Below are 18550 nucleotides of genomic sequence, written 5' to 3'. Positions count from 1 at the left end.
ACGTAATGATTTTCAAACAGTTATAAATTGTCGCCCAGCTGTCGGCTTAACAACACGCGTCACATGGAGAACGACATGTTGGGAAAGTTACATGCTCGCGCGTTGGGTTTCGTCCGCAATGTTGATCTGGATCAATGCGCGCGCGAAGCCTCGGAAAGGACGCCTAAAAAGCAAAGAGAGCATGTCCCCGCGGGGACATGCTCTCTGAAGTGCTTGGATCGCCGGAAGGATCAGGCGGCGACCGACATGATGATGTCCAGCGCCTTGGGCAGTGGCATGGCGATGGGCGTGATGGCGTGCGTCAGCAGGAAGCGCAGCTCGTTCTTGGTCAGCACCGCTTCGTCCACGATGGCGAAATGGGGCAGACGCGAACGCTTTGTCACCTGGCGCGCATAGGTCCGCAGCATCTGGTCGTGGAAGCGACAGCCGAGGAACAGGAAGCTGCGCTCGGTGCGGCGGTTCTTCACCACGTCGGGGATCGGCGTCTGGATGTCGATCTCGGTGAGAACCTCGACATAGTCGGCGTCGGAGATCAGCCAGTTCTTGGCCGGCGCGACGCTGCCGTGGGGCTTGTAGAGCACGGTCGTCCAGGTCTCGGCCGCCGCCCGGTCGGTCTCGTTGCCGGCAGCATCATAGAAGCGATACCAGCGATCCTCGCCGATGCCAGCCCGGGTGATGCCCTGCGCTTCGCCCCAGCCCTCGCGGCCTTCCAGCGCCGAACGCATGGCGCCGTCGTACCAGGTGTCCACGATCAGCGGCAGGTTCAGGCCGGCGAGGAAGGTGTGGAACGGCAGCGGCGGCACAGGCGGGGCAAACGCCTCGGCCATGAGGGCCGACACGGTGGAGCGGTGCTTCATGCTCTCGATGTGCTGGGCGGAGGCCCAGGCGTTGCCCTTGGCGCGCTTGGGCAGTGCCACCTTGGTGCCGAAGAAGGCCGCAAGGCCCTCCGGCGTCACCGGGATGGCGGGCGACGACAGCTCCAGCAGGCCGGGCCCCAGATAGGGCGCGGCCTTGCCGGCGACCAGCTCCGCCGCCACGTCCTTCAGGACGGCTTCGGCGTCGGCGAGCTTCAGCGTCTCGATATTGGCGACGGAAATATTCATGTCAGCTCACTCCTCCTCGCCGCGCTTCTTCGCGTTCACGGTGATGGGGAGGGTCGTGCCCTCGGCCATCTCCGGCAGATCAAGCACCCAGCCGTTGGCGATCTTGATCCAGCCGCCCCACAGGGTCTCGTGCTCGGTCTCGACGATCGGCTCCTCAAGGTCCTTTTTGGGAACGTAGATGGACAGGCCCATCTCCGGAGAACGGCGAATCATAATCTTCATACAACTGGCTCCTCGATCGGCCTGGACTCGCCGCTGTGACCCGCGCCGACATCCTTGCGATGCCGGTCGGGGACGTTTCTGATGGACCCGGCGGCCGCCACGTCGGCCGGCATCGGGCACGCGCTTGCCATCGCGAAGGCGACGCCGGTGGGCGTGCGTCCGCCGCACTCGCGCCCCGGATGAAAGCTAGACATGACTGGCCACCGCCGCGCCGTCCGCACCCTCCCGCGCCAGCCAGGCCGGCGACATGGCGCGCAGGCGGGTGACGATCTCCGGCAGCGCTTCCAGCACCCGGTCCACGTCCTCCCCCGTGTTCTCGCGGGAAAGCGACAGGCGCAGGGCGCCATGGAGCGCAGTGGCCGGCAGGTTCATGGCCCGCAGCACATGGGACGGCTCGGTGGAGCCTGAGGTGCAGGCCGAGCCGGTGGAGGCGGCAACTCCGGCCTTGTTGAGATTGTGCAGCACTGCCTCGCCGTCGAGATATTCGAACGCGATGTTGGCGGTGTTGGGCAGGCGGTTGTCGCCATCGCCATTGAGCAGGGTGTTGCTCACCCGCTGGAGGATGCCCTGCTCGAGGCGGTCGCGCAGGGCCTTCACGCGGGTGCGCTCCTCCTCCATGTACTGGAGGGCGAGGTCCGCAGCAGCGCCGAGCCCGATGATGCCCGGCACATTCTCGGTGCCGCCGCGTCGCCCGCGCTCCTGATGGCCGCCGCGGATGAGGGGGCGGAACTTCACCCCCTTCTTCACATAGAGCGCGCCGATGCCCTTGGGCCCGTGCAGCTTGTGGCCGGACAGGGACAGCATGTCGATGGCTGTGGATTTCAGGTCGATGGCCACCTTACCCACCGCCTGCACCGCGTCGGTATGGAACAGGGCGCCGACGGCCTTCGCCTGCTCTGCAAGCTCAGCCACGGGGAAGAGGGTTCCTGTCTCGTTGTTGGCCCACATCACCGAGACGAGAGCGGCCTTCGGTGACAATGCCTTGGCGTAGGCATCGAGATCGAGCCGCCCATGGCGGTCCACACCGATGAGATGCACTTTGATGCCGCGCGTCTTTTCCAGATGCGCGACCAGGGTCAGGATCGCCGGATGCTCCACCGTGGTGGTGACGATCTCGTCCCGGCCTTCCTGCGTCTCCAGCGCGGAAAGAATGGCCGCATTGTCAGCTTCCGTTCCGCCGGAGGTGTAGATGATCTCGTGGTCAAAGGCGGCGCCAAGCAGCGCCTGGAGCTGCTTGCGCGCCTTCTTCAGCGCCTCGCCCACGTGCTCACCAAAGGCGTGGGTGGAGGAGGCGTTGCCGAAATGCTCGCTGAAGAACGGCAGCATGGCCTCGACCACAGCGGGGTCGGTCCGTGTCGTCGCGTTGTTGTCGAGATAGACGGGCCGCACGGCATCACCCCTTCGATCGTCTAAACTTTGGCTCGTCCCTCAGCGCGTCGGCGAGGGGACGGCGGGGGCCGGAGCCACCGGCGCGGCGGTCGGAGCCGGCGCGATGCCCTTCAGGCTCACCAACGGCTTGTTCTGCGCGCCGGCCACCGGGATGAGCCGGATCAGCTCGCCCAGGCGCTCCACGATTTTGGTCTGGATGCCCTCGATGGTCTCGCTCGCCAGCTTGCAGAAGACGCAGGCGCCGGTCATCTTCACCATGACCTTGTTGCCGTCGATTTCGACGAGCTCGCAGTCGCCGCCATCCCGCTTGAGATTGGGACGGATCTCCTCGATCACCTCGCGGATGATCGCCTCACGCTTGGCTTGCTGGGTGAGCGGCGCGCACTCTTCGGTCTCGACCAACATCGCTGCGTCCTCTATCTGAATTGAGTTCAACCCGTACGGTCAGTTCCAGCTTCGTCTGAAGGACTTCAGCCGAAGGACTTGCCGCAGGAGCAGCTCGAGGTGGCGTTCGGATTTTCGAAGGTGAAGCCGGAGCCCTCCAGGGCCACGACGAAGTCGATGACGGTGCCGGCAAGCAGCTCGTGGCTCTGGTTGTCCACGAACACCTTCACGCCCTCGCGCTCAACCACCGTATCGTCGGGCTCGGCGTCGCTGACGAGGCCCATCTTGTACTGGTAGCCGGCGCAGCCGCCCGTCTCGACCATGATGCGCAGCCCGCTGACCGGCTGATCGGCGCCCAGGATCGCGTCCCGGACCGCATGCAAGGCGCTGTCGGTCAAATTGATCATCGCTCGACCTTCGCTTGAGAGGTTGCTTCGGCCCTCCATCCAGCAAGCGCCGTGCCAGATAGCAACGGACTGATTTGCCTGATTTTTCCGGAATTCAGCTGTTGTCTTTGCGACGCGTGTCCGATTCCGGACATGGTCGGCGGCGGCTTCCTGCGCGCTCTGGAGCGGCGGGTCCGGACCATCGCCGCCCCCATCCGGATGCCCCTGCGGACCCTGATTTGGCGCCATTGCTTGCGCCATCGGGCCGGCTCCCGGCCACCTCGGGGATGGCTGATTGTCGCGCTTCGCCCCCGCTGCGGCCGCCGCGCCGCGGCGCGGCAAAGGGCTTGCATGGTGGACGCGCCTGCCCCCTTGCGCGGGCGGCACGCCGAACGGGGTTCGGCGGAGAGCGGCGCCTTCGAGCCCACGAAGGTGCGCCCCTGCTCGCGCCCGTCTGAGACCGTCTGAGAGTTGTGTGCTGAACCGGAGACTTTTTTGATGACTGCGATCGAGAACACCCCCCTGGGCCGGCTGGATAAAGAGGGGCGCCTCCTGAATGCCGTGCTCAAGCAGCCGACCAAGCCTGGCCGTTTTGACTTCCGCGGCGACATCGCCCTGAAGTTCCAGCAGCAGGTGGCCGACGAGAAGCGTCCGCCGGAATACACTATGGAGCAGGTCATCACCTTCGCCGAGGATGGCAAGCCCACCATCCCCGTGCTGGCCGGCTACCTGCAGAACTTCGCCTACCTCTCCGATGTCGCGGACGTGCTCGGCGATGCGCTTGCCCCCGACGGCAAGTATTTCCTGTTCTGCAACAACATCGACCTGCTCGCGAAGTATCGCGTCACCTACGGCAACAAGACCTTCTACGTCCTGCCTTGCGATGAATCCACGGTGTGGAAGGAGATGACCGAGCTCCTGAGCATCGACAAGAACGACATCAAGAAGCTGGACACCGGTGGCAAGACCGACAAGGTGCTCGACGCCGCCCTCGGCTGGCACGAGGACTACGAGACAATCACCTATGAAAAGGGCGTCTCGCTCATGGAGCCGGTGAAGAACCGCAACGAGAACCGTCCGGTCTGATCCAGCCCATCTGACTAAAGAGCCAGAACCGGGCCCTCGCCGGCAATGCCGCGAGGGCCCGTGACGTTTGGGGCTATGGGCCCGAAAAGATATCATTTGGGTGCGATCGAGGTTCGAGGTTCGAGCGCCACAAGCGGTTTCAACACCATATGTCCTGGCCTGGTGCCGTTCGGCGTGTCGTCCGAATGCCGTTCATTGTCCCGCAGGACCGCAGCCGGATCTTGATATCCCGCCGCCTGCCCGTGCTCGCCGAAGACGCGCCCTTCCGGGCGCCAAGGCTCCTTGCAGCCCCTCAGCAGGGCAGCCGCTCCGCAGGTGATGCGACGGCCTCAAGGAAGCCGCCGCCGGATAACGCTTTCAGACGCCGCCGCCCTCGTCGGAGCACGAGGTGATCTCCTCATCATCCTCGTCTTCTTCTTCCTCGGCCAGCGTCACCCCGGTCACGCAGATGTCGTTGTCGATGATGCTCAGCGCCACCGGTGTGAGGCTGCGACCCTTGCACGGCCCCTCGATACACACGCCGGTGCCCAGCTCGAACAGGGCGCCGTGCTTGCCGCACATCAGGCGGATGCCGTTGGGATCCAGGAACTGGTTGCGCTCCCAGTCCAGCTTCACGCCGTCATGGGGGCACAGATTGACATAGCCGAACACCTGCCGGCCCCAACGCACGACAATGAGGTTGAACGGCTTCTCGACACCGTCCTCCACCTTCATCAGCTCGAACCCCCGCGCGCGCTGGCTCGGAATGTCGCTCATGGAGCAGACGACGTAGGCGACGACGCCTTCAGGCCCGTTTTCTTCGGCGATGCTGGGTTCCATCTTGTCCTCGTTCACGATGCACTCGTCAGGATCGGGCCCTTGCGGGGACCCGCGCCGGGGGGAAGGGCATTGCCCGCCGCCGCCCGTTCGGCCTTGGCCAGCAGGCGGCGGTTGGCGGCAAGGCAGAAGTCGCGCCAGGCGGCCGCCACGTCGCGCAGGATGGTCTGCACATAGTCCTTCGACAAATGATGCTCGCCGGGGAAATTGGAAAGGGCGCAGGAGGTGCGGTTGAAGGCGATGATGTCGTCGAGCAGGGTCTGGATGAAGTCGCGGAACGGCGCCTGCACGTCGCTCATCAGCGCCGAGCGGCCCTTTTCCACCGGGACGCCCGCCATGTCGAAGGGCAGGGTGTCGAGCATGTCCGCAGCGCGCTCGTAGATGTCCTCGATGGCGCCGAGCATGGCACGCTGGGTCAGCTGCTCGCGCTGCTGGGCGGCCAGTGCCCGGTTGAGCCGCACCCGATAGGCCTCGAAGGCCGCATCGTTCAGCGTCGCCACCCAGGTCGCGAAGCGTGCGAGGCTCGCCGCATTCACCGGAAGACCTTCCGGCAGGACCACCTCATCCTCCTCGGCGCGCGCGCGGGCAAGCGCCCGTTCGATGCGCCGGGCCGCCTCGAGCGCGCCCTCCAGATAGCCGGCGCCCTGGGTCGCGGTCTCGGAGCCGCCGAGATAGAGTCGTCCGTCCCACAGCGGGCGGCGCAGCAGGGGATTGGAGAAAGCCACGTGCTCGCCCTGCGGCTCGGCCCGGTCGCGGGCGGAGCAGGTGAAAGGCTCCAACGCCCAGTCCTGGTACAGCTGCTCGCCGCCCTCGGCGGCGCTCCCGAACACCTGCACCAGCTGGCTGTCCATGAGCATGGGCAGGCCAACCAGGAAGGCCTCCCGCAAGTCCGGTGGAAAGCTGAGGAAGCCGCCCAGCGCCGCCTTGGTGCCGGTGGCGTCGCATGCGTCGAAGATCTCGCCAACCACCGCCTGCTCATGAGTGACGAAGGCGTTGCCGGACTGGCCGGCTTCCCGCCAGAAGGGGGAGGAATAAGCCATCACCACCTTGGCCTGGGCGGCCATCCAGGTGGGGGCCGCGCCCATAGCGTCGCGGGTGGCCATGTCGAGGTCCGGCGCAAAGCGCACGGTTTCCGCCACCAAGCGCGGCGGCAGCGCGATCACCGCATGCCGGGCCTCGATGGTGAGGAAGGCGTCGTCCACGCGGAAGGTGAGCACCACATGGTCACCCTTGTCCTCCACCTTGTGGAGCACGTGGCCGAGGCGGATGTCCTCTTCCCCCAGGCCATCGGCGAGGGTGGCCACCAGCCGTGCCATGCCGCCGGCCACGCGCCGCGCGCCGCCATGCACCTGCTGCTCGAAGCCCTGCGGGCCCTTGTCGGCCTCGGTGAGGTGGAGCACCGCCCCCTCGTCGTGCTGGGCGAAGCTGGACAGGCCCAGTTCCGACACGAAGGCGGTAATGAGCGGCTGGGTATCGGGCCAGAACCAGGTGGGGCCGAGATCCAGCGCCTCACCGGTGGTGGCCGGCACCGCGGAGAGGATGCGTCCGCCGAGACGGGCGCGCGCCTCGAACAGGGTCAGGCTGCGGCCGGCCTTCTTGAGGCTCCGCGCCAGGGCGAGGCCGCATAGCCCGCCGCCGATGATCGCCGTGTCCAGCATGGATTACATCCCCTGCGTGTCGCGTTTTTGGAGCCCTTGCAAGATTCGCGCACAGCTGGATTGGGGCGGTTTATGGCGCCCCCGGCAGGGTCCGCGTCGCATTTCCCGCGATGTGCGACGCATTTCCGACAAGCCGCCGACGACCTCCGACACGGCGGCCCGGCCCCGACATGCCGGCTGGGAAGCGCTTGCGGACAAGGGTTTGCGGCATCTGGTCGGTACGCGAGGAAGGGCGTCCGGGGGCACGGTCGCGACTGGCACGAAAATTGATCCACCAGGGGGACCGTTCGTCACACCTGATTGTCTAGTGGAGATTGCCATGATCGTCGCGTCGGAATTCGCAAGCCGCTCCCTCGAGGAGATCAAGGAGCTGCTGGCGGGCGGCACCCTCACCGTCTATTCCGTGGCCCGCCCCGTGACCGCCGACCATGCGGTGGACCGCAGCGGCAAGCTCGTCGCCTTCACGTTCGCCACGCCGGCCTTCGGCACCCCGTCCGAGGACGGCTCCGAAGTGGCGAGCTTCGTCGCCGAGACGGTGAACGCCAGCGACGTGGGCACCCCGGGCTTTGCCCGCGCGGTGACCGCCGACGGCAAGGTGGTGGCTGACTTCTCCGCCGGCCCCGGCGACCGCGAGATCAAGTTCTCGGAAGTCTCCTTCTCCGCCAACGCGCCGGTGAAGGTGGTGAAGTTCAAGTTCAACCCCGAAGGCGGCTGGCCCGAGCGCGTCGACTACTACGACGCCCACCCGCGCCCCGGCTACAGCCTGCCCAAGGTGCGCTGAACAAGCCTTGTGGAGCGGCCAAAGCGGGCCGCCATTTCAAGATTGTCTGCCGGGCTACACGCCCGGCGGGCCTGACAAGCACCCGATGTCCGAACCTCGACAGGGAGAGACCCGCGTCATGTCCACCGTTCTTCCCGGACCGTTGGTAAGCACCGAATGGCTGGCCGAGCATCTCGAAGCGCCGGACGTGAAGATCCTGGACTGCACCTGGCTGCATGAAAGCAGCAATATGGACGGGAAGACCCAGTATCGCGGGCGTCATCTTCCCGGCTCGGTGCATTTCGACATCGATCATGTGGCCGACAAGACCAATCCCCTCCCCCACATGCTTCCGCCCGCCGCGGAGTTCGCCAAGAAGGTCGGCCTTCTTGGCATCGCCGACGGCGACAAGATCGTGGTCTATGATCGCCTGTGCGGCGGTGCGGCCGCGGCCCGGGTGTGGTGGATGTTCCGCAGCTTCGGCTACGACGACGTGGCCGTGCTGGACGGCGGCTACGGCAAATGGGTGAAGGAGAAGAAGCCCTCCGACATGTCGCCCGTGCGGCCGGAGCCCAAGACCTTCACAGCGACCTTCAATCCGGCACTCGTGCGCAACCTCGGCGAGATGGTGGCCAATGTCGCCAGCAAGGCCGACCAGGTCGTCGACGCGCGCGGGCCTGCCAAGTTTGCCGGCACCCAGGACGACGTGTTCCCGGTGAAGAAAAAGGGCCACATCCCCGGCTCGGTCAACCTGCCCTGGGGCGACCTGATCGTCGAAGAAAGCGGCGAGCTGATCCAGCCCGACGCGCTGGCGGCTCGTTTCTCCGCCGCCGGCATCGACATCGCCAAGCCGGTTGTGGCGACCTGCGCTTCCGGCACCATTTCGGCTGTGGTGCTGCTCGCGCTGTTCATCCTCGGCAACAAGACGGCGGCGCTCTACGACGGCTCGTGGGCCGAATGGGGCCTTGCCGAAGACACTCCGGCGGCCGCCGCGGCCTGACGGGAGCAACCGATGGCCGATCTTCTGCCCCTCATCAGCGACGGCGAGGAGTTCACCCTTCTCGCCTCGGACGACAACACCCATTTCGTGCTCCGCTTCAAGCCGGACGGCCTCACTGCGGATCTTTCCGGAGAGGACGCGGAGCGCTTTCGCGGTGACTATGAAACCGTGAAGTCTCAATTTCCGGACTGGAGTTCGGATCAATTACTGGCGCAGCTCTGGGACCAGGGCGGTTACAGTTGGCTCGCAGCTCAGGACGGGTGACGCAAATGGCTACCACGCTCATCAAGACCACTTCGGACGGGCGCAAGCTCGAAGTTTCGGGCCTCGCCATTCTCCTCGACGGACAACTTGAATCCTTTGACCTCACCGAGATCAAGCTGCATCCCAATTGCCGCAAGATCTGGTCGGTCCACCCGGAGGCAACCCACCTTGCCGGCCGCGTGACTCTGACCAAGGAAGAAGCCGCGCTGGTGGAAAAGGCCTTCAAGGAGGCTGAGGCCGAGATCCTCGCCAGCCCTGCCGCCATCAACGAGCGCTTCCGCATCGCGATGATGTGGCGCGCCCGCAGCGAAGGCATCGAGTGACGGCAACTGCCGCCATTTGATTACCTGAGCCCCGAGAACAGCCCGGCCCGATCCTCGGCGCCGGGCTTTTTCATGGGCGAGGACGGCTAGCCGTTCCTGGATGCGATGGGGTTCGCAGACGCGCTAGCGCCGGCCAGGCCGGCGTGCGCCCACCTGACCGACGAGCTTCGATTGCAGGGGAACAAGATCCTCAGCCCGATGGCATGTCGGGCTTGATCAGACTCGCGCGGCAACCGCCCTATTCGGCGGCGTCCGGCAATGCATCGACGCCCAACTGGCCGAGCGGCACGTTGGCATTGGCGGCGGCATTGCGGTTCCGGGCGAGGCGCGATTCCCCGTCCTCGGCGCCGAAGCAGACGTGGAATTCGTCGCAGTCCGAGCACACCGGCGCCGCGCACAAAGTGAAGCCCTCCGACCCGCAGACCATGCGGTAGAGGAACTTCTTCCACTTCATGTCCTGCCGGTTCTTCTGCGCCAGCGGCGCAAAGCGGCGCGTCATGAGTTCCCGCAGCTCCGCCCGGTCCCTGAGCCCCAGGTCCTGCCACAGGTGGTGAGGGGACTGGCAGCGCCGCGCGATCATAGCGATGAAATGGGTCTGCAGCCGCCCGGCATCGGAAGAATAGATGCCCAGAATATCACGGATCGACTGCTCTTCCGCCTCGACCGAGATCGAACGCCCCTCGATACGCCGATCCAGCGCTTCAACCGCGTCGGGAAACAGGATGCGGGCTAGATCGAGGAAGGCGCCCTTCTCCAGGCCCAGAGCCTCGAGGCAATGGCGCCCGTCCTCTTCCGCCTCGGCAAAGGCGACGGCGGCGATGGAGGCCGCCACATGCACGTCCGAAGGATCGCCGGCCGAAGCGGTCGATGAAGCAATCAACCAGTCATAGACCTCTTCGGCGGCCATGGACCCACTCCTTCAACCAACGACACCGGCCTGAGATCGGTGCCGAATGGATTTGCCTCAAGCGCCGTGCGGGCCGCGGAAGGCCGATGAGCAAAGCCCATCGCCCTTCCGCTTCAAAACAAATCCGCTATCGGCGAGAGCAATCAGGCCGCGGCCTGCTCGTGACCATGAACCTGGCAGTTGGCCGGGCAGACGCGCGCGCATGCACCGCAACCGATGCAGGCGCCCGTGTCGTTCATGACCATCACCTTCTTCTCGACCTCGTCGTCCTCGTCATCATCGAGTGAGACGACTTCGCCGTCCTCGTTGATGCCCTTCAGCGTCATCACGTCCCGGCCGCAGACCTTGAAGCAGCGCCCGCAACCGATGCACTTGTCAGCATCGATATCGAGCAAATAGTCTGGCTGCCAGGCTCGACCATCTCGGGTTTCGTTGGACATTTCGAAAAAGCCTTCAGGTTAGGCGGCCTCAAGTGCCTTCAGGTCCGCGCGCTTCTTTTCCAGCTCGGCGAAGGCGCTGTGCGCCCTCTTGGCGACATCCATGATCGTCTCCCAGCTGATGGGGAGTTCCTCGGACAGATCGTGGAGGTCCATTTTTGCCTGCGTCGCCTTGGCGGACAGCTTCTTGATTTCGGCCTTGAGTTCTTCCACGTCGCTCATGGGTGCACCCGATTTTCAGTAGTTGGCCACTTCCGGAAACTTCCGGATCATCTCGACACCCGAGGACACGAACTTCGTCCCCTCCTCGGCAAGCTTGCCAAGATTGTCGAAACCATAGCGGTGAACGTCGCGCAGCTGCTTGTTGACCACGATCAGCCGGCCGCCGATGAGCACCATGCGGCCGAAGCCCTCGTGGCTCATCTTCAGCATGGGGGTGATCATCACCTTGGTCTCCCGCTCGATCAGCAGGCACACGGCATTGAAGAACAGCTCCATGCGCCAGATGGTCTCGGGATCGGGATCACCGATGATGGGCAGGGCGCGCCGCGCCTCCTTGTCGACGATATAGTCGGCGATGAGATCCAGGTCCGCCTTGCCTTCCCAAGCACCATGGGTGTCCTGGGCACGCCAGACCTTGATGAGTTGCTTGATGAAGGGATTGTCTTCGGCCGATACCGGCTCGATCACTTGCGCTGCTTCGGACATGTCAATCCTCATTCATCAAAATCGAAAGTACGTTCCTGGCCCTTCGACATCACCTTGCGAAGCCAGGGCGGAGGCGTGCCGCGCAGCACCGTGGCCAGCTTCTCGATGAGGTCTTCGATCTCCTCGGGCTGGTTCACCTTCATGGGGTGGATGTTGTTGGCCACCACCCGCGCCGCGCCCGAACCGCCAATGGCAGCCACGTAGAGGATCGCGCAATCCTTGATCGCCTCGATCTTCGGGGCGAGCTTGTCCTCGTTGCCGTCTTCCTTCAGGTCGCCGTCGAACTCGATGGCTTCCACGAAATGATGGCTTTCCGGACCCACCTCGTAGATGGCGATGTTCTTGGCCCACCCGAAATGGGCATCGACCCGTTTGAGGTCTTGGGTTGCAAATGCGACTTTCATGGGAGGGTGCGCCTCTGCTCGTTCTTAGTGGTGGGACGTGCTCACGGCAGTGCCGTGGGTGGGCGTCACCGCTGGGGCATGGGCGTGGCCGTGACCATCCCCGTCCCACGGATTTTTCCAGGTGTCAGGCGTTACGTCGTGGTTCGCCTCGTGATCAGCGATGCACAGGTTCGCCAGCGTGAAGATCAGCTCGCGCGTGCCGCGATAGCCCACGATCATGCGGTGGCCGGCGCCGATGCGGTCAAACATGGGAATGCCGATGCGGTGGAACGGAATGTTGAGCCGCTCCGCCGCCTGCCGGCCATGGGAATGGGTCAGCAGCAGGTCGCAACCGCGTTCCTTCGCCAGCGTCTCCAGGTCCTCGAGATCGCCGAGCAGAACCTCATCCGCCTCCAGCTGCTCGAACACCGGCGACTGGGTGGTGGTGACCGCTGTGGTGATATGGGTGCCCATCTCGTGGAGCATGGACGCCACGTCGAACAGGAGGTCCGGCTCGGCACCGATGGCGAGCTTGCGGCCGCCCAGATGGAAGTGGGCGTCCAGCATGGCATCCACCAGCTGGCCCCGCTGCCGGCGATACTTCTTAGGCACCTCGCGTCCCGAGATCTCGCTCAGGAACATGAAGAATTCATCGTTCGGACCGAGCCCGCACAGCCGCTCGAACAGCCGATAGGGCACGCCGGTCTTCTTCTCCATGGCCTCGGCCGCCCGGCGCATCTGTGCGCCGATGGCGATGGTCCAGGATGCCTCGCCCATGGTGGCGATTTCCTCCACCCCGATGCCGCCAATGGTGGTGGGGGTGAAGTCGTCCGGAATGTGCCCGTCGAGCGAGCCGGCGAGATCCGGCAGGAAGGACGGCTCAAGCCCGAAATCCTCGAAGATGGTGCGCAGTTCGTCGAGGTCGCCGGGCTGCAGGTGACAGCCCGGCAGCACATTGATGCGCTTGGGATCGCGCTTGGTCTCCGCCTCCGGCGTCTTCACCAGCACCTCGACCATCTTCGCGACCGTCTTCTCCCAGCCGTCCTGGAAGGCGTCCTTGAAGTCGGGCGTGGAGACATAGACCATGGGGAAGTCGGCAAGCTGCGGATACTTGGCACGGATCAGCTTGATATAGCCGTCCACGTCGTCGCCCTTGGTCTCGGTGACGCCGGTGGAGCAGATGCCGATGATCTCCGGCTTGGTCCGGTTGTAGATGTTGAGAACCGCCTGCTCCACATTGTCGAGGCCGCCGAGCACGGTCGCGACCTCACTCATGGCGGTGGTCTGGAGCGGGATCGCCTCCTTGAAGTGGCGCACGAACAGCACCAGGCCGAACGACGTGCAGCCCTGCGAACCGTGCAGCAGCGGCATGGCGCCGCGCAGCCCCATGAAGGCGAGCGCGCCGCCGATGGGCTGGCTCATCTTCAGCGGATTGACCGCGCAGGCCTTCTTGCCCGTGACGAATTTCGCCATGCCGGCCTCCTATTCCGCTGCCACGAGGGTGACCGGAGCGTCGGCATTCGCAGCAGCCGCGTCCAGCATTTCCTCGATGCGCTCGGCGCAGCCGCCGCAGCCGCCGGTGGCCTTGGTCTGCGCCTTCACATCGGCGAGGTTGGCAGCGCCGGCGTGGATGGCATCCTCGATGGTGCCCACATCCACGCTCATGCAATTGCAGACCTTCTTGGCGCGGCGCTTGGCCTCCGCCGCGACCGGATCGAGTTCCGGCTCTTCCGCCGGCACCAGGCCACGGGCCTCGAAGATCTCCTCGATGCGACCGGCGCATGCGCCGCAGCCGCCGGAGGCATTGGTGTGGGTCTTCACGCCTTCCACGGTGGTGAGGCCGTGGGCGGCGATGGCGTCCTCGATGGTGCCGAGGTCGACACTCTTGCAGTTGCAGATCTTCTTGGCCCGGCGCGCCTTCTCGGCGGCCACCGGATCGGCGGCGAGCGCGGCGGCTTCCGCCTCCATCTCGGCGATGGCGCGGTTCTGCCAGTTGTTGGCCGGATTGTCCCACGGGGCGGGTTTGCGCACCTGCTCCCAGATGGGATTGTAGAGCGCCTTGTCGATCTCCTCGACCAGCTTCACCATGCCCACATAGCCCATGTAGGCGTGGTGGCGCTCCTGGTTGATGTCGAGCCACGGCATGGCGGCCTTGAGTGCGATGAACTGCGAGCGGCCGCCCGAGAGCATGATGTCGGCCTTCGCGTCCTTCAGCATCTTGTACATTTCACGGGGCGTCATGTCGTCGATCATGTGGGCGTCCTGCCCCATGAGCTCCTTGATGCGCTCCTTGTCCTCCCGGGTTGACTTCTTAACGGAAGTGCCCACCAGCTCGAGGCCGGCTTCCTGCAACGCCGCTACCACCGACCAGGACTTCACGCCGCCGGTGATCAGCAGCACCTTCTTGTCCTTGAAGCGGGGCTTGTACTTGGCGATGGCGGCCCAGGCGTTCGCCTCCTCGCGCTCGATGAGGGCCTCGGTGCGGTCCATCAGCTCGGGATCGGCGCCGCGCTCGATGAGCATGCGGGCAATCTCGCGGAGCGAGTCGGACGAGTCCTGGATGCCGTAAAAGGAGCCCTCGAAGAAGGGGATGTCGTAGCGCTCCTCCATCTTGCGGGCCACGTTGATCATGGCCTTGGAACACACCATCATCGCCGCCTTGGCGCGGTGCGAGGAGGCCACATCCTTGTAGCGCCCGTCGCCGGAGATGCAGGCCATGATGCGGATGCCGAGCTCGTCGAGCAGCGGCTTCACCTGCCACAATTCACCGGACAGATTGTATTCACCGATGATATTCAGGTCGTAGGGCGTGGTGTATTCCGGCTCCTCGGTGCCGATGACGTGCTGGAGGATAGCTTCGCCCGCGAGCTTGTTGCCGAGGTTCTTCGGACCCACGAAGCCGGGCGAGTTCACCGGGATCACCGGCGTGCCGAACTTCTCCTTTGCCGCCTTGCAGACCGCGTCGATGTCGTCGCCGATCATGGCGGGCACGCAGGTCTGGTAGACGAAGACGGCGGGGGGATTGTACTTCTCGATGATTTCCTTGATCGACTTGAACAGGCGCTTCTCACCGCCGAACACCACGTCGGTCTCGTTGATGTCCGTGGTGAAGCCCGTCCGCCAAATCTGCGAGCCCGACGACTTCGCGCCGCGATTGTCCCAGCTGTTGCCCTCGCAGGCGATCGGGCCGTGCACGAGATGGGCGACGTCGGTCAGGGGCTGGAGGGCGATCTTGGCGCCGTCGAAGGCGCAGCCGCCGGCGGCACCGCCGGGCTGGAGCTGCTTAGTGCACCCCTTCTTCTTTTCCGCTTCCGATTTGTTCTGGTTCTTCGCGCAGCTTGGCTCGTTGAAGACTTCCTGGATCGTAGCGGAAACCGAGCTCATGGATCTCTCCTTCGAGAAGCGGGCTGTGTAAAGATCAGAACTTCCGAAAAGGGCAGGCTCCTGTTCGATCCGGCCCGGGCGGGGCCCCGGGCCGGATCGATTGTCGTCAGACTTCTGCGATCAACGGATGATGTCGAACGAGTAGTCGGTCTTCGCCGGGACGATCGTGTTTTGATCGATGGTGTCGAAGATCTTGTCGAGGATGGTGATCAGCACGTTCATGCCGCCCTGATAACCCCACACCGGACGGCGGTGATGGTGGTGACGGTCGAACACCGGGAAGCCGATGCGGATCAGCGGGGTGCCCGTGTCGCGCTCGAGATACTTGCCGTAGGTGTTGCCGATCAGGAAGTCCACCGGCTCGGTGAAGAGCAGCGAACGCATGTGCCAAAGGTCACGGCCGGGATAGACTTGGCAGTTCTGGCCGAACGGGGAAGAGTCGAACAGTTCCTGCATCTTGTCGGCCCACTTCTTGTTGCCGTTGGTGGCAAGCACGTGGGTCGGCTCGGCACCGAGCTCAAGCAGGAAGGCCGCCAGGCCCATGCAGAGGTCGGGATCGCCGTAGATGGCGAACTTCTTGCCGTGGATGTGGGCGTTGGAGTCGGCGATGGCGTCAACCAGACGACCGCGCTCCTTGGCGAGGGCTTCCGGAATCTCCTTGCCGGAGATGCGGGAGATCGCCATCAGGAACTCGTCGGTGCCCTTCACGCCCACCGGGTGGTTGAAGGCAACCACTTCCTGGCCGTGGTTCGCGATCAGCGGCAGGGTCTTCTCGGTGCAGAACTCCTGCATGGAGATGGTGGCCTTGGCGTGCAGCGCATCGGCCGCCTCTTCCAGGGTCGTGCCGCCGTCATACATGCGGAATTCGCCGTCGGTGGGGGTGTCCCACACTTCGGAATTGTCGGCGAGGATGGTGTATTCCACGCCCATCAGGCCGAACAGGCGCTTGATTTCACGCAGGTTGCCGACGGTGTAGCCGTCGAAGCCGCCGATGAAGTTGATCTTCTCGTTCGGGACGCGCTCGAGCTTCGGCGCGGTGCCGGCCTTGCCGTCCCAGAAGTGCTCGAAGATGCCCTTCAGCACGTTGTCGTAGCCGGTGATGTGGCTGCCGACGAATGCCGGGGTGTGGGCGAAGGGAACGTCGTATTCCTGGGGAACCGAGCCCTTTTCCTTGGCGGTCTTGATGAAGGCGTTCAGGTCGTCACCGATGACTTCCGCCATGCAGGTGGTGGAGACCGAAATCATCTTCGGCTTGTACATGGAGTAGGTGTTGGCGAGGCCGTCGATCATGTTGTTCAGGCCGCCGAACACCGCCGCGTCTTCCGTCATGGAAGAGGACACGCAGGAGCTGGGCTCCTTGAAGTGACGCGAGAAGTGCGAGCGATAGTAAGCGACGCAACCCTGCGAGCCGTGCACGAAGGGGATGGTCTGCTCGAAGCCCACGGCGGCGAACACGGCGCCGAGCGGTTGGCAGGCCTTGGCCGGGTTCACGGTCAGAGCTTCGCGGGCGAAGTTCTTTTCCTTGTACTCGGGAGTCTTGGCCCACTCGCGGACGCGCTCGACTTCGGCGGGGTCGCGGGGGTTCTCGAACAGCTTCTTCTTGTTGGCCAGCATCTGCTGGTACTCGGGACCGCGGAACAGCTCGAAGTGATCGAGCACGTTATCTGCATTCTGTGGCATCTCGAACCCCTATGGGTGGGTCAAAACGGATCAAGCCCGCCAGGTGCCCCTCCCCAAAAAGGGGAGGGGCGTTCGGGCTCAGGCGGTCACTCGGCCGCGAGCAGGCCCGGCTGCGCGGGAGCCTGCTTCCACGGAGCCTTGGTCATCTTCCAGACGGGGGAGTTGATGGCCATGTCCATGTCGCGGGCGAAGATGGCGAAGCCGTCATAGCCGTGATACGGGCCGGAATAGTCCCAGGAGTGCATCTGCCGGAACGGCACACCCATCTTCTGGAACACGTACTTTTCCTTGATGCCCGAGCCGACGAGATCGGGCTGCACCTTCTCGACGAACTTCTCGAACTCATAGCCGGTCACGTCGTCATAGATGATCGTGCCATCCTTGACGTAGTGCTGGGCGGTGCGCTGATAGTCGTCGTTGTGGCCGAACTCGTAGCCGGTGCCGACCACTTCCATGCCGAGGTCTTCGTAGGCGCCGATCACGTGACGGGGACGCAGGCCGCCCACGTACAGCATGACGGTCTTGCCCTCGAGCCGCGGACGGTACTTGGCAATGACCGCGTCCATGAGGGGCTGGTACTTGGCGATGACGCGCTCGGCGCCTTCCTTGATCTTGTCGTCGAAGTAAGCGGCGATCTTACGCAGCGACTCGGCGATCTTGGACGGGCCGAAGAAGTTGTACTCGCACCACGGGATACCGAACTTCTCTTCCATGTGGCGGGAGATGTAGTTCATGGACCGGTAGCAGTGCAGGACGTTCAGCTTCGCCTTCGGGGTCGCCTCGAGCTCGGCAAGCGAGCCGTCGCCGGACCACTGGGCGATCACGCGCAGGCCCATTTCCTCGAGCAGGATGCGCGAAGACCAAGCGTCGCCACCGATGTTGTAGTCGCCGATGATGGCGACGTCATACGGGGACGGCTCGAAGCGGGGGGCCGCATTCGGGTCCATCTTGTCGAACACCCAGTCCCGGATCGCATCGTTGGCGATGTGATGGCCGAGCGACTGGGACACGCCGCGGAAGCCCTCGCAGCGGACCGGCACGATGGTCTTGTTGTCGTATTCCTTGGACTTCGCCTTGGACACGGCCTCGATGTCGTCGCCGATGAGGCCGATCGGGCACTCGGACTGGACGGTGATGCCGTTGTTCAGCGGGAACAGGTCCTGGATTTCGTCCATGATCTTGGCGAGCTTCTTGTCGCCGCCGAAGACGATGTCCTTTTCCTGGAAGTCCGAGGTGAACTGCATGGTCACGAAGGTGTCGATGCCCGTCGTGCCGATGTAGTAGTTGCGGCGGGCGGCCCAGCTGTACTGGCCGCAGCCCACCGGGCCGTGGGAGATGTGGATCATGTCCTTGATGGGACCCCACACCACGCCCTTGGAACCGGCATACGCGCAGCCGCGGATCGTCATCACGCCCGGGATGGACTTGATGTTCGACTTCACGCCGCAATCGGACTTGCCGGATTCGTGGACGTTGAGGTGCTTCGCGCGGCGCTTCGCGGTCTTCTCGGGATAAACCTTGAGAACTTCCGCGATGAGTTCTTTGTTACGCGCCTTGATTTCAGCAACGCTTTGCGGTTGGGCCAAGCTCATTTCGCAATCTCGCTCTCGTTTTGGGTGCCAGATGAAGGCCGACCCCGCAATTGGGGCCGGCCTCGCTG

20 protein-coding genes and 1 pseudogene are annotated in these 18550 nt (G+C 64.4%); 5 read left to right on the top strand and 16 right to left on the bottom strand.

The features are described from left to right. Nucleotides 1–230: 230 nt before the first annotated feature. From V5F66_RS21395 to V5F66_RS21375, 5 genes and pseudogenes are all read right to left on the bottom strand, one after another. Nucleotides 231–1103, bottom strand: a complete 873-nt coding sequence (locus V5F66_RS21395) for an SIR2 family NAD-dependent protein deacylase (RefSeq protein WP_011995788.1) — start codon at nt 1101–1103, stop codon at nt 231–233. A gap of 6 nt (nt 1104–1109) precedes the next feature. After that, on the bottom strand, nt 1110–1325 hold the full coding sequence (nifT, locus tag V5F66_RS21390) for a putative nitrogen fixation protein NifT (protein ID WP_011995787.1): 216 nt from the start codon (nt 1323–1325) through the stop codon (nt 1110–1112). 186 nt (nt 1326–1511) lie between these two features. Then, the gene (gene nifS / locus V5F66_RS21385) at nt 1512–2714 is read right to left on the bottom strand and encodes a cysteine desulfurase NifS (protein ID WP_394053951.1); all 1203 of its coding nucleotides are present in this window, start codon (nt 2712–2714) and stop codon (nt 1512–1514) included. A 138-nt stretch (nt 2715–2852) separates the two neighbouring features. Continuing rightward, a pseudogene (locus V5F66_RS21380) lies at nt 2853–3119 on the bottom strand (NifU family protein); the annotation flags it as partial. Between the two features lie 65 nt (nt 3120–3184). Further along, nucleotides 3185–3505: a HesB/IscA family protein gene (locus V5F66_RS21375; RefSeq protein WP_011995784.1), complete on the bottom strand. Its 321-nt coding sequence runs from the start codon at nt 3503–3505 to the stop codon at nt 3185–3187. A 477-nt stretch (nt 3506–3982) separates the two neighbouring features. On the opposite strand from V5F66_RS21375, the gene V5F66_RS21370 reads away from it, so the two are divergent. Further along, complete coding sequence (locus V5F66_RS21370) at nt 3983–4570, top strand: hypothetical protein (protein ID WP_011995783.1); 588 nt, start codon at nt 3983–3985, stop codon at nt 4568–4570. Between the two features lie 357 nt (nt 4571–4927). On the opposite strand, the gene V5F66_RS21365 is transcribed toward V5F66_RS21370, so the two are convergent. Together V5F66_RS21365 and V5F66_RS21360 are read right to left on the bottom strand one after the other, a co-directional pair. Then, nucleotides 4928–5389: a Rieske (2Fe-2S) protein gene (locus V5F66_RS21365; protein WP_011995781.1), complete on the bottom strand. Its 462-nt coding sequence runs from the start codon at nt 5387–5389 to the stop codon at nt 4928–4930. Between the two features lie 11 nt (nt 5390–5400). Beyond that, complete coding sequence (locus tag V5F66_RS21360) at nt 5401–7044, bottom strand: flavin monoamine oxidase family protein (RefSeq protein ID WP_394094679.1); 1644 nt, start codon at nt 7042–7044, stop codon at nt 5401–5403. 319 nt (nt 7045–7363) lie between these two features. On the opposite strand from V5F66_RS21360, the gene V5F66_RS21355 reads away from it, so the two are divergent. The 4 genes from V5F66_RS21355 (at nt 7364) to V5F66_RS21340 (ending at nt 9391) form a co-directional block, all read left to right on the top strand. Then, entirely contained in the window at nt 7364–7825 is a 462-nt protein-coding gene (locus V5F66_RS21355) for a hypothetical protein (protein ID WP_011995779.1), read from the top strand. A 118-nt stretch (nt 7826–7943) separates the two neighbouring features. After that, nucleotides 7944–8804, top strand: a complete 861-nt coding sequence (locus V5F66_RS21350) for a sulfurtransferase (RefSeq protein WP_011995778.1) — start codon at nt 7944–7946, stop codon at nt 8802–8804. Between the two features lie 12 nt (nt 8805–8816). Beyond that, nucleotides 8817–9068 (top strand): hypothetical protein, encoded by a 252-nt coding sequence (locus tag V5F66_RS21345; RefSeq protein ID WP_011995777.1) that lies wholly within the window; start codon nt 8817–8819, stop codon nt 9066–9068. A 5-nt stretch (nt 9069–9073) separates the two neighbouring features. Further along, entirely contained in the window at nt 9074–9391 is a 318-nt protein-coding gene (locus tag V5F66_RS21340; protein ID WP_011995776.1) for a hypothetical protein, read from the top strand. A gap of 238 nt (nt 9392–9629) precedes the next feature. Here the strand turns inward: V5F66_RS21340 and V5F66_RS21335 are convergent, their stop codons facing one another. The 9 genes from V5F66_RS21335 to nifD all read right to left on the bottom strand — a co-directional run bounded on the left by V5F66_RS21335 (nt 9630) and on the right by nifD (nt 18482). After that, nucleotides 9630–10298, bottom strand: coding sequence for a nitrogen fixation protein NifQ (locus V5F66_RS21335; RefSeq protein WP_011995775.1), 669 nt, complete (start codon nt 10296–10298; stop codon nt 9630–9632). 143 nt (nt 10299–10441) lie between these two features. Continuing rightward, a complete protein-coding gene (gene fdxB, locus V5F66_RS21330) occupies nt 10442–10738 on the bottom strand; it encodes a ferredoxin III, nif-specific (protein ID WP_011995774.1) in 297 nt (98 codons plus the stop codon). A gap of 18 nt (nt 10739–10756) precedes the next feature. After that, on the bottom strand, nt 10757–10957 hold the full coding sequence (locus tag V5F66_RS21325) for a CCE_0567 family metalloprotein (protein WP_011995773.1): 201 nt from the start codon (nt 10955–10957) through the stop codon (nt 10757–10759). A gap of 15 nt (nt 10958–10972) precedes the next feature. Next, a complete protein-coding gene (locus V5F66_RS21320; protein WP_011995772.1) occupies nt 10973–11443 on the bottom strand; it encodes a NifX-associated nitrogen fixation protein in 471 nt (156 codons plus the stop codon). An 8-nt stretch (nt 11444–11451) separates the two neighbouring features. Then, nucleotides 11452–11847: a nitrogen fixation protein NifX gene (nifX, locus tag V5F66_RS21315; protein ID WP_011995771.1), complete on the bottom strand. Its 396-nt coding sequence runs from the start codon at nt 11845–11847 to the stop codon at nt 11452–11454. A gap of 24 nt (nt 11848–11871) precedes the next feature. Further along, nucleotides 11872–13299 carry a nitrogenase iron-molybdenum cofactor biosynthesis protein NifN gene (gene nifN, locus V5F66_RS21310; RefSeq protein WP_394053953.1) on the bottom strand — a complete coding sequence of 476 codons (1428 nt, stop codon included), beginning with the start codon at nt 13297–13299 and terminating at the stop codon, nt 11872–11874. Between the two features lie 9 nt (nt 13300–13308). Further along, nucleotides 13309–15210: a nitrogenase iron-molybdenum cofactor biosynthesis protein NifE gene (nifE, locus tag V5F66_RS21305; protein WP_394009454.1), complete on the bottom strand. Its 1902-nt coding sequence runs from the start codon at nt 15208–15210 to the stop codon at nt 13309–13311. Between the two features lie 120 nt (nt 15211–15330). Beyond that, nucleotides 15331–16890: a nitrogenase molybdenum-iron protein subunit beta gene (gene nifK, locus V5F66_RS21300; RefSeq protein ID WP_011995768.1), complete on the bottom strand. Its 1560-nt coding sequence runs from the start codon at nt 16888–16890 to the stop codon at nt 15331–15333. 86 nt (nt 16891–16976) lie between these two features. Continuing rightward, nucleotides 16977–18482, bottom strand: a complete 1506-nt coding sequence (nifD, locus tag V5F66_RS21295; protein WP_011995767.1) for a nitrogenase molybdenum-iron protein alpha chain — start codon at nt 18480–18482, stop codon at nt 16977–16979. Nucleotides 18483–18550: the final 68 nt, after the last annotated feature.

It is taken from the genome of Xanthobacter versatilis, assembly GCF_043193975.1.
Taxonomy (GTDB): domain Bacteria; phylum Pseudomonadota; class Alphaproteobacteria; order Rhizobiales; family Xanthobacteraceae; genus Xanthobacter; species Xanthobacter autotrophicus_E.
This window is presented reverse-complemented; position numbering and strand designations above follow the sequence as displayed.